Genomic DNA, 11,431 nt, shown 5'->3' with positions numbered 1-11,431 from the left:
TAAGTTCCTGATAGTAAGCTAAATTACAAACCGGCTTTTAAGCTGGCTTCAATAAATTTGTCTAAGTCGCCGTCCAATACCGCCTGGGTATTGCGGGTTTCCACGCCTGTGCGTAAGTCTTTAATACGCGAGTCATCCAGCACATAGGAGCGGATTTGACTGCCCCAGCCGATATCTGACTTGGTGTCTTCCAGTGCTTGTTTTTCGGCATTTTGTTTTTGCAGTTCAAACTCATACAGCTTGGCGCGTAACTGTTTGTAGGCGTTATCGCGGTTTTTATGCTGTGATCTGTCGTTCTGACACTGCACCACAATATTGGTTGGTAAGTGAGTAATACGGACCGCTGAGTCGGTTCTGTTGACGTGCTGACCACCAGCGCCTGAAGCACGGTAAGTATCTATACGTAAGTCGGCCGGGTTGATTTCGATTTCAATATCGTCATCCACTTCAGGCGACACAAAGACTGAGGCAAAAGACGTATGGCGACGGTTGCCTGAGTCAAAGGGGCTTTTACGCACTAAACGGTGTACACCGGTTTCAGTGCGTAACCAACCATAGGCATATTCGCCGGTAAATTTAATGGTGCAGCCTTTAATGCCTGCGACGTCGCCGTCAGTCACTTCGTACAATTCAGGTTTAAAGCCTTTGGCTTCGCCCCAACGCAGATACATACGCATTAAAATACTGGCCCAGTCCTGAGCTTCAGTACCACCAGAACCAGATTGAATATCCAGGTAACAATCGGCCGGATCACTTTGACCGGAAAACATACGACGAAATTCCAGCTTAGCCAGCTGAGTTTCTAAACCCGCCAGTTCGGTCTGAGCTTCGATAAAGGTGTCTTCGTCTTCGGCTTCAACAGCCAGCTCCACTAAGCCGGCCACATCTTCCAAACCCTGATCCAGCTTGTCTATGGTACCGACAATCTGCTCCAGCGCTGAACGTTCTTTACCTAAAGCCTGAGCATATTCAGGCTTATTCCACACACCTGAATCTTCCAGCTCGCGGCTGACTTCTTCTAGCTTTTCTTTTTTGGCGTCGTAGTCAAAGATACCCCCGAAGCACGTTAGTGCGTTCAGTCAGATCTTTAATGGCGTTGTATACCGGATTTACTTCAAACATGATTTAAGGCGCTTAGGAAAAAATTGGTGGCGATTGTAGCAATTTTTCTACAGACATGCAGCCATCCCGACAATTTTCTAGTGAGGATTCTGCAGAGGTTTATTTAAAAACCCCTGCAAAACCTGCTTTTCAGGCAACTAGCCGATTTTTTCAATCAACCGCACAATTAACTGCACCGATTGTTGGTCACGGTAATCGTTGATATCGAGCTGATAGGCGACGCGGATCTTTTTTACATTCGCATCTGGCCAGGCTTTGTTATCGGCATTAAACCAGATGGCATCCACCAGAACGCCATCACTGGATTCCAGCATCAGTTTGAGGTGTTTATCCGCCAATAAACGCTGTTGACGGATCACAAAGCCACCTTCAAATACAGGTTCAGGGAAAGCCTGTCCCCAGGGGCCAGCTTGCTGCAACAACTGTGCAAAAGGCACTGACAAGCAATCACTGCCCAAATCACCGTCGGTATAAAGCACTGCGGTCAAAAGCTCTGGCGTCAGGTACTTTTTCGCAACAAAGTTCAGCGCCAGCTTAAAGGTATCAAAACGCTCTTCGGCAATAGTTAAACCCGCCGCCATAGCATGGCCGCCAAACTTTTTAATCAGACCAGGGTATTGAGTGGAGACTTCATCCAATAAATCGCGGATATGTAAACCAGGAATAGAACGGGCAGAACCTTTCAGCTCGCCTGCATCACCTTGAGCAAACACCAACACTGGTCTGTGGTATTGCTCTTTAATACGACCAGCCAGAATTCCTATCACGCCCTGATGCCAGTCGCTCTGGTACAAACACAACACATCCGGCAATTCATCAGAGGCGAAAGACAAAAGCTGCAGATAAGCCTGAGCTTCCTGTTGCATGCCCTGCTCTATTTCACGGCGTTCTACGTTTAAGCTGTCGAGCTCTGCCGCATACATACGGGCACGGGGTAAATCGGGCGCTAATAAACAGCTGATGCCAAGGCTCATATCGTCTAATCGCCCTGCTGCATTTAAGCGCGGCGCTAAGGCAAAACCAAAATCCTGCGCTGTCAGCTTTTCCGCTTTACGGTTGGCGATATCAATTAAGGCCTGAATGCCTGGCCGGGCTTTGCCACTGCGGATACGCTGCAGGCCCTGATGCACCAGAATTCTGTTATTGGTATCCAGTGGCACTACATCTGCTACTGTGCCTAAGGCCACTAAATCCAGCAGATCCGCTAAATTAGGCGCAGGCTGGGTTTCAGTAAAATAGCCTTGGGTCCGAAGTTCAGCGCGAAGCGCCAATAACAAATAAAACGCCACTCCCACACCGGCCAGTTGTTTGCTGGGGAAATCACAATCGGGCTGGTTTGGATTGACAATAGCGTCAGCGTCCGGCAGTTCGTTGCCCGGCAAATGGTGGTCTGTGACCAGCACTTTGACGCCCATTTTTTTCGCCAGCGCTATGCCGTCAATAGCTGAAATACCGTTGTCGACTGTGACTATCAACTGAGCGCCCTGAGCGACCGCAATTTCTGCCATCTCTACAGATAAGCCATAACCGTATTCAAAACGGTTAGGCACCAGATACTCCACATGCTTAAAACCCAGGCTTTTTAAGCCCGTCAGCAAAGTAGCAGTACTGGTGGCACCATCGGCGTCAAAATCGCCGACTATGACAATATGCTGTTGTTGCTGCAAAGCCTCAATCAACAAAGCTACAGCTGCAGATATGCCTTTGAGTAAGGTAAAAGGCAACAACTGAGCTGCGCCTCGCGCCAGTTGCAGCGAGCTTTCAATACCCCGGCTGGCGTAAATTTGCTGGATCACCGGATGGTATTGCGAGAGTTCCGACGAAATAGCCGGCACAGGCCGGCACTGAATTGTTTTGCTGATACTCAAACTGAAACCTGCTTAGGGCGCATCTTGACTCAAGGTGGCAGCTAAAGTTGCTGCTGGCTGGTAACCAGGAATTAAACGGCCATCCGGTAAAATGAGTGCAGGAGTACCATTGATGCCAAAACTTTGGCCTAACTCATACTGCTGAGCCACAGTGTTTTTACAACTGGCTTGTTTTACTGCTTTACCTGCTTTACCGTCAGTCATCGCCTGTTGGGTATCTTTAGCACACCAAATCGACTGCAGTTCATCATAAGTTGCAGACTGTACACCTCCTCGTGGGAAGGCCAGATAACGCACTGTGATACCGGCTTTATTAAAATCGGCCATTTCGTTATGCAACTTGCGGCAATAACCACAGCTGGTGTCCGTAAATATATGCACCACGTATTTTTCATCAGCGGCTTTAAACTCGATGACTGAGTCGTTAAATTCTTTGACACCCGCTTTACGGATATCTTTCAGAATGTCTTCATTGACCAGTTTTTTGTTTTTTAAGTCGTAAATATTGCCTTCAAACAGATACTGCTTATTTTCCGACATAAAAAATAAGCCTTTGTCGGTTTGTACCTGCAACATGCCTGGCACTGTCGAATCCGCTACAGCTTTGACATTTAAACCCACTTCAGAAAAGGCTTTGTTCACTTCAGGCAAACTGACCTGAGCTGTTAATCCGGTACTTAAAAAGGCAGCCATAACGGCGAGATAACTAAACTTCTTCATCTGTATTTCCTGCACCCAAAGTCAGCCTCTGGGATGATGTTGTTGATGTAAACTTTGCAGACGCGCCTGCGCCACATGAGTATAAATTTGGGTGGTCGATAAATCGCTATGCCCTAATAACAACTGTACGACCCTTAAATCTGCACCATGATTCAATAAATGAGTGGCAAAAGCATGCCGTACCGTATGCGGTGACAACTCTGCACTAATGCCCGCCACTTTGGCATAAAATTTAATCCGGTGCCAGAAAGTTTGTCGGGTCATTTGTTGTCCCCTGTTGCTGGGAAAGACTACGTCACTCTGACCATCGAGCAACAAACCACGGCCTTGCTTCAGGTAATTGTCCAGCCATTCCACTGCAGTTTCACCCAAAGGCACCAGCCGTTCTTTTTTACCTTTGCCTGTGACACGCACTAAACCCTGACGCAAGTTGATTTGTTGCAAGGTTAAACCGACCAGCTCCGATACCCGAAGACCGGCCGCATAGAGAATTTCTAACATCACTTTGTCGCGAAACTGAATTAAATCACTGACATCCGGAGCTGACAGCAATAAATCCACATCCTGCTCGGATAAAGTTTTAGGCAAAGAGCGACCAATCTTCGGGTTGAAGACGTCCGACAGCGGGTTTTCTGTGATCTGTCTGGTTTTATGCAAATGACGATAAAAACGTCGCAAACTGCTTAAAGTTCTGGAAGTGCTGCGGGGACTAAAACCTTGATCCACCCGAAACGCCAGGTAGCTATTGAGCAGCATCTGATCAACAGAGCTCAGTTGCTGGCCCTGTTGCTGCAAAAATAATGCGAATTTAGTCAAGTCTGTGCCATAAGCACTTAAAGTGTGTTCACTGACACCTTTGTCCAGCCAGAGCTGATCTAAAAAGGCTTTAATCAGCTGTTGTTCTGAAACGGCCAACACTAATGCCACTTACCTGCTCCCGGGTTAATTTACCTTGTCTGACTTTGTTGGTTTCGACGCTTCTGCTACACTGCTGCCCACAGAAAATGCTGAGTCCCGTCAGATGAAAATTGGTCTTTTTTACGGCTCTACCACCTGCTACACAGAGATAGTGGCAGAAAAAATTCAGGTGCTTTTAAGCACCGACCCAAGCCTGCCGGATGGCAGCAGTGTAACACTTCATAATATTAAAGATCAGCCTCTGACGCTGATGGCTGACTATGATCTGCTTATTTTAGGCATTTCAACCTGGGATTTTGGTGAGCTGCAGGAAGACTGGGAAGCCCATTGGGATGATATCGCTGAAGTGGATTTAAGCGGCAAAATTGTGGCTATTTATGGCATGGGCGATCAGCTGGGCTATGCCGAGTGGTTCCAGGATGCTGTAGGTATGTTGCATCAGGCCATAGCGCCACAAGACTGTATTCGTATTGGTTTCTGGCCTGTTGAGGGTTATGACTTTATTGCTTCCAAAGCAGTCACAGAAGACGGTGAGTGGTTTTATGGCTTAGCTTTGGATGAAGAGAATCAGTACGATTTAACCGACCAGCGCCTGAATCAATGGCTGACTCAACTGATGAATGAGCTGATAGCCCTTTAACATCAAGAGCTTAAAAGCGACTGGTCATTACGTTCTGAAACAGCTGAGTTTTTTGTACTTCAAGATGAGCCTGCTGCAGCTTTTTCACCAGCTCAGCGTCAGTGTTTTTGCTGGCGGCCAGATAAGTTTGTTGCTCCAGTTGCGGAATAGCCAATACAAAAGTTGTGATGCCGGCAGGCAGGGTTAATTGCTGCTCCATTGAAGACAATGCAGCTTGGTCATCGATCACGTAGTCTACTTTGCCTTTGAGCAGTAAACGCCAGGACTCCAGAATATCAGCCGATAAATGCAACTCTTTGCCTTCTTTCATGCCTTGCTGTTTAAGCCATTGGCCCGAAAAGTCCCCTCGTTGCACAGCAATCACAGACGAACCTAAATCTTTAATATGGTTTGGGTTTAAATCTGTGCGGTCCGTTAACCGCACCAACCCAAACCGGTATTTAGCCACAGGTCCAATCCAATGGAACTCGTTTTCCCTCTGCGGTGTTCTGGCCATATTGTAAATCAGTACATTGGGTGTGGAACTGGCGATATAAAAAGCTCTGGCCCAGGGATAAACTTCAATACGGCTTTGCAGTCCGGCTTGTTTTAATGTCGCCTCTACAATCCGAGTACTAAGCCCATCCACTTTGCCCTCGATAATCGTCTGATGAGGGGGCGATAATTCAGTCACAACTCTTAATGCAGTTTGTGCCAAAACAACGGGTGCAAACAACAGCACCGAAACTATACAAAACCGAAAGGTAAGATACATAAGGGGTACAACTCACAGCTTTGATTAACCTCTGATTTTAATCTAGCTTACTCTGCTGCACTGCGCATGACAACGTCAGATACAAGGCTGTCAAAGCATCATAAAACACAGTTTAAGTCCCCTTATTGGAAATATTCAGAGTCTTTGCCTACACTGCTGACTCTGTTCCAGAAACAAACTCTTTGTTTTATTTTCAATCAACACAAGGACTTGACCATGTCACCACAGCACTCAGCACTGACCGAACTTGACTATGACCAGCGTTTAAAAGAGATCTGGCGCTACAGCCAACGAGGTTTGGTGTATCCGGCACCTGAAGCAATTTTCAGCACCTTCTGGTTGTCAGGCCCCATCAGTCGCCTCATGTTAAAAGAACTGATGGCGGAAATTCGTACACAAATTCATCAACAGGCCGGGCTCAAAGATGCCAACACCAGCGTAATTCTTGGAGTGTCTTCAGAACAGTGGCGCCGTATCTGTGCAGAAGAAGCTTTATCTCTGCCTAAAGGATTAGCATTCAACTTTCCAAAGCAGGACAATCCAGCTCACAGTGCCTTATTTGATGGTTCCATAGGAGCTTTTCAGGACTCCGAAGGCGACTTGTGGTTTCATATCAAAAGTGACAAAGCCAAAGCCTGCGAATTAGTGCTGGATTTAATCAGCGAAAGCTTAGCTTCTGTGACAAAATTTCAGATCTCCCAGGCTGCCGCATCCAAATCAGAACGGCAAGATGGCTTAAAAGGCAAAGTACTGGGTTGTCGTTTTTCAGAAAACCTGAATAACCCTGCCGATCCTGTGTCTGTCTCTAAACATTGTATTACCGGCTTTGATGATATAGAGCACCTGGGATCCTCTTATGTACTGGCCCAGCGTTTTATCATCAACTGGGATCAAATCAATGCTATGTCTGAAGATCAGATTGAAGATCTGATAGGCCGTAAAACCAACGACACTATTATTCCGGACAGAGACACCCGCTCCCATATTAAATCAGCCCGGATGCAAGATACTCAAGGCAATACCACGCCCGTATTACGTTTGGGGTTGCCTTTTGGCAAAGCCAGTTTGGTAGGCCAAAGCAGCCGCAGCCCCAAAGGAGCAACTGTCGCCGATGAGCAGGGTATTTATTTTGCCGGTTTCACCAAATCTTTTGCCATTCTGGAAAACATCATGCAAAACCAGATAGGCGCTGTCGCTGGTTTTATGAATGATCGGCTGTTTAACCATGTGAAATCGGATCTGGGTGGGTTCTTTTATATTCCCAGTCTGGCCGATTTAGGTTTACTGGATGAGCCCCGTTATCACAATGATTTCAGCGCCTTGCACCAAAACGACTGGAGCCGCTTCCCCGGAGTCGACTGGTCCAGACTGGACCGGCATTTTGAAGCCGCATCGCCGAACGGTTTAATGTATTACAACCATAAAAACTATCTGTACAAAATGGCGACTATGCCGGAGCAGGAACGTCTGAAATACAATCCACCTTCAGCCCGGATATTGAGTTTGCTGGAGAACATTTTTTCGCTTTGGCAGGACAACTGGTACATCAACAGAAAACAGCAAGAAATAGCTCATGACATTGCCTATTACCTTAAGCAGTATCAAGGCGAAGACACTCCCGCTGATATCTGGCAGGAATCTGTGATGGTGCGTAAAGGCTGGGCTATCCGGTTAACTCTGCATTTATTGGCCAGCCCTGATTATGGTTTCAGAGGCCGTAGAGTGCGTTTGCCGGATGGCAGTCTGGCGCCTTTTTGTGGTCATGCCAATCAAAGAGGTGATGTAGTCTATGGCTCTGATACGTACCGTATTTCAGCCGAAGAAATTATTGTTGGCGCTATGCCGAACCTGTCACTGGGTGAAGGCCGTTATGTGATGAAATACCTGACGGATCAGGAAAGGCAGGATGGTTTTCTGGCCAATTTAAGCGAAGCGTCAGGGGTGGGTCATGTGATCCCTGACTACGAACAGGCTTTGCTTTTAGGGCTGGACGGCATGCTGCAGCAGATCCGGCACTATCTGCAAAACGCAACCAGTGACGCGCAACGCGACTTATATCAATCCAGCCTGCTGGCACTGCAGGGAGTCAGCGAATACTGCCTGCGTTACGCCGCGCTGGCCACAGAAATGGCAGAGCAAATGAGTGCCGGTCAGCAACTGGAAAAACAGAATCTGCTGCAAATAGCCGGGCGGATGCAGAAATTATCTAAAGCCAGGCCTGATACTTTTGTTGAAGCTGTGCAGTTTATTTTTACCTTGCATACCTGCTTGCATCTAAACGGAGAGCCTACTGCTTTGGGCCGGTTGGATCAGTTACTACAGCCATTTTTCGACAAGGACAGTATCAGTCTGCAGCAAGCTCAGGAAGTGATAGATGCGTTTTATATTAAGCTGGATGAAAAAGTGCAGCAAAACCGGATCTTTATGGAAGATCATCAGCCTTTTGGTAATCTGGCGATGGGCGGCAGTTCAGGGCCTTATCCTCAGGGCGCATCTTTAGGGCAATGGATCCAGCAACTGACAGTAGGTGGCACTGTGGCCGATGGTTCTGCGCCTTTCAGTGCCACCAAAGCCGCTTACAATGACATGACCAAGGTATTTATCCGCTCCTCACGTCGTTTGCCGTTAAACGCCCCTTGCCTGTCGTTGCGGACCCGTAAAGATATTCCGCAAGATATATTGGAAGAAGCCGCCATGGCGATCTTATCCGGCGGTGCCCATCCTATTTTGTTAAACGATGAGAAAATCATAGCCGGACTCTATCAGAGCGGCGATCAGGTCGGCGGTGATTTAGACTCAGACCCAAGTGGCGTCTGGCGTTCAAAAGTCAGCCTGCCATCGGCTCAGAACTACGCTTGTGATGGCTGCTACGAGCCTCAGTTCCCGGGTGAAAACTGGTTTTCATTAGGTGGATTTTCGACTTTGCAGCCATTGGAATGTGCCATCAATCAGGGCCGTACTTATTCCTCGGCAGGCCAGAGCTATTTATATGGCCAAATGATTTCAATGACCACCAAAGCACCGGATCTGATTGAGTCTTTTGACGAATTATTGGATTTGTATTTCCTGCATTTTGATTTACTGAACCGCAAAGCCATCAATGGCCAACTGATGGGTTATGGCGCCAATACCGCGTTTTGCCCTTCCCCTTTACTTAATGTGCTGATGAAAGACTGCCTCGCCAAAGGCAAGGATTTTTACAGTGGCGGCACCAGATACAATGTGTATGGCCCTTGTTACATAGCTTTAGGTTCTACTATTAACTCTTTGTATGCCATCAAAAAAATGGTGTTTGATGATAAAGAGGCAGTGACTACTTTAGCTGAATTACTGGAGTGTTTGTGCTGTGACTGGGGCTATAAGATGACGGAACCTTTTATCAGCCAACTGGCGGGGGAAGGCCGTATTGCCGCCCGTTCAGACCGCTTTAAACGTTTGCGTCAAACCGCTTTGGCGATGCCAAAGTATGGCCGCGGTAACGCCGGGGTCGATGAACTGGGCAATTTTGTCATTAGTCGTATTGCCGATATAGCGGTCGAAACTTTTACTCAGCCTTTAGCCCAAACCAAGGCGACTATGCAAAGATTAGCTCAACAGTTTGGCAGCAAAGAATTTCCTTTTGGTCTGCAAATTCAGCCTGGCGTTGGTACTTTTGAAAATCATGTTGAAATGGGTGCATGGAATGGAGCCAGCGCTGATGGCCGTCGTGTTGGCACGACTATAGCCTCAGATATGAGCGCTACCCCTAGTCCGGCCGATTTAGCTGTGGACCATCAATGGGCTGGTTTTGGTCAGGCTCTGGCAGGTTTTGCCGGTTTAGGTGCTGAGAAAATGAGTGATGGTGCGCCCACAGACTTTAATATCAAAGAAGATTTCCCGCTGGAAGCCTTAACCGCTGTACTGCGGCAATTTGCCGATGGTCAGTCGTCTAATATTCTGACGGTCACAGTCGCCAATCCTGACACTTTCAGTGCTGCTGTGACTCAGCCAGAACAATATGATTTACTGCGGGTGAGAACCGGCGGCTGGACGAACTTCTTTACATCCGTCTTCCCGGTGATCCAGCAGCAGCACCAAAGACGGCCATTATCAGCACCGGATGCCAAATGTCCTTTTCATAAAAGTTAAAGAATAAAACGGCTGAAAATAACAAGGGCGACTGATGTCGCCCCTGGTTTATTTGTAGCTTGCATGAAAGCGTGGGAAATCAGGGATTAACCTTTTAACACTTGTGCCATGGCTTTAGCGAAATAATCTATATTGCTGTGATTTAAACCTGCAATACTGACGCGGCTGGAGCCAACCATATAGATGCTATAGTCCTTACGCAGACGTTCAATCTGTTCCTTGTTAATGCCCAGGAAAGAGAACATACCGTGTTGTTTGGTAATAAAACTGAAGTCCCGCGTGATGCCTTCAGCAGCAAATTTATCGATGATCAACTGGCGGTAGTCGTTGATACGATTACGCATCACAGCCAGTTCCTGATGCCATAAAGCCGTTAATTCCTGACTATCCAGAATATGACTGACTACAATAGCGCCATGGGCAGGCGGCATAGAATAAATACTGCGCACTACACTTAACAGCACTGATTTAGCAATGTCTGCCGTTTTGCTGTCGGCTGCCACTATGCTGCAGGCTCCAATACGTTCACGGTATAAACCAAAGTTTTTTGAGCACGAGCTGCACAGGAGCATTTCTTCAACCTGATCCGCTAAATAACGTAAGCCCTGGGTGTCTTCATCCAAACCTAAACCAAAGCCCTGATAGGCCATGTCCACCAGCGGTGTAAAACCTTTTTCTTTGGCCAAATCAGCAAACTGTTTCCACTGCTCAAAGTTTAAATCCATACCACTTGGGTTATGGCAACAGGCATGCACTAATACCACATCACCGGCAGGAACTTGCGCCAGTTCAGTCATCATGGCATCAAATTTTAAACCTTTGGTTTCCCAGTCGTAGTAAGCATATTCTTTTACTGTCAGACCAGCCGCCTGAAACAAGGAGATATGGTTAGCCCAGGTTGGGTTAGTAACCCAGACTGTAGCGTCCGGATTGGCTTTTTTTATAAATTCAGCAGCCACCCGTAAAGCACCAGTGCCACCTGGAGTATGAGCTGTAGTGACACGGCCTGATAACAGTACTTTGTGCTGACCAAAGGCCAGCTTTTCGATATGGCTGTTAAAAGATAAATCACCAGCCATGCCAATATAGGTTTTACTGTCTTCGTTTTTTAAACGCAGTGCTTCGGCTTTTTTCACACAATCCAGCACAGCCGTATGACCTTGCTCGTCTTTGTAGACACCAACCCCAAGGTCCACTTTTAATGGATTTGGATCTTCTTTATAAGCGGCCATTAAACCTAAAATTGGATCTATAGGGGTTGGCTGTAAGTGCGAAAACATA

Annotated in this window: 8 protein-coding genes; 2 read left to right on the top strand and 6 right to left on the bottom strand. The window is 47.2% G+C overall.

The features are described 5' to 3' along the window. Window positions 1–23 precede the first annotated feature (23 nt). From prfB to xerD, 4 genes are all read right to left on the bottom strand, one after another. Window positions 24–1,122 (bottom strand): peptide chain release factor 2 gene (gene prfB, locus J2W69_RS07760; protein ID WP_310276293.1). Its coding sequence is split into 2 segments (ribosomal slippage): window positions 24–1,046 and window positions 1,048–1,122, totalling 1,098 coding nucleotides; the frame shifts between segments, so codons are not numbered across the junction. Between the two features lie 137 nt (window positions 1,123–1,259). Next, on the bottom strand, window positions 1,260–2,990 hold the full coding sequence (gene recJ / locus J2W69_RS07755) for a single-stranded-DNA-specific exonuclease RecJ (protein WP_310276290.1): 1,731 nt from the start codon (window positions 2,988–2,990) through the stop codon (window positions 1,260–1,262). Window positions 2,991–3,002: 12 nt separating this feature from the next. Continuing rightward, window positions 3,003–3,710, bottom strand: a complete 708-nt coding sequence (dsbC, locus tag J2W69_RS07750) for a bifunctional protein-disulfide isomerase/oxidoreductase DsbC (protein ID WP_310276287.1) — start codon at window positions 3,708–3,710, stop codon at window positions 3,003–3,005. A gap of 21 nt (window positions 3,711–3,731) precedes the next feature. Then, complete coding sequence (gene xerD, locus J2W69_RS07745; RefSeq protein ID WP_310276284.1) at window positions 3,732–4,637, bottom strand: site-specific tyrosine recombinase XerD; 906 nt, start codon at window positions 4,635–4,637, stop codon at window positions 3,732–3,734. Window positions 4,638–4,662: 25 nt separating this feature from the next. Between xerD and fldB the strand changes: the two genes are divergently transcribed. Continuing rightward, window positions 4,663–5,268, top strand: a complete 606-nt coding sequence (fldB, locus tag J2W69_RS07740; RefSeq protein WP_310276282.1) for a flavodoxin FldB — start codon at window positions 4,663–4,665, stop codon at window positions 5,266–5,268. Between the two features lie 10 nt (window positions 5,269–5,278). Here fldB and J2W69_RS07735 read toward each other — a convergent pair whose 3' ends face one another. Continuing rightward, complete coding sequence (locus J2W69_RS07735) at window positions 5,279–6,022, bottom strand: substrate-binding periplasmic protein (RefSeq protein ID WP_310276279.1); 744 nt, start codon at window positions 6,020–6,022, stop codon at window positions 5,279–5,281. A 216-nt stretch (window positions 6,023–6,238) separates the two neighbouring features. On the opposite strand from J2W69_RS07735, the gene J2W69_RS07730 reads away from it, so the two are divergent. Next, window positions 6,239–10,150: a Dyp-type peroxidase gene (locus tag J2W69_RS07730; RefSeq protein ID WP_310276276.1), complete on the top strand. Its 3,912-nt coding sequence runs from the start codon at window positions 6,239–6,241 to the stop codon at window positions 10,148–10,150. Between the two features lie 86 nt (window positions 10,151–10,236). Here the strand turns inward: J2W69_RS07730 and J2W69_RS07725 are convergent, their stop codons facing one another. Further along, the gene (locus J2W69_RS07725) at window positions 10,237–11,430 is read right to left on the bottom strand and encodes an amino acid aminotransferase (protein ID WP_310276273.1); all 1,194 of its coding nucleotides are present in this window, start codon (window positions 11,428–11,430) and stop codon (window positions 10,237–10,239) included. Window position 11,431: the final 1 nt, after the last annotated feature.

Origin of the sequence: Rheinheimera soli (assembly GCF_031457405.1) — a bacterium.
Taxonomy (GTDB): Bacteria; Pseudomonadota; Gammaproteobacteria; order Enterobacterales; family Alteromonadaceae; genus Pararheinheimera; species Pararheinheimera soli_A.
This window is presented reverse-complemented; position numbering and strand designations above follow the sequence as displayed.

What these genes read in the sequence shown, in the direction of transcription:
- dsbC (WP_310276287.1), bottom strand. Translation starts at nt 3,710, where the DNA reads ATGAAGAAGTTTAGTTATCTCGCCGTTATGGCTGCCTTTTTAAGTACC.
- J2W69_RS07735 (WP_310276279.1), bottom strand. Translation starts at nt 6,022, where the DNA reads ATGTATCTTACCTTTCGGTTTTGTATAGTTTCGGTGCTGTTGTTTGCA.
- J2W69_RS07730 (WP_310276276.1), top strand. Translation starts at nt 6,239, where the DNA reads ATGTCACCACAGCACTCAGCACTGACCGAACTTGACTATGACCAGCGT.
- J2W69_RS07725 (WP_310276273.1), bottom strand. Translation starts at nt 11,430, where the DNA reads ATGTTTTCGCACTTACAGCCAACCCCTATAGATCCAATTTTAGGTTTA.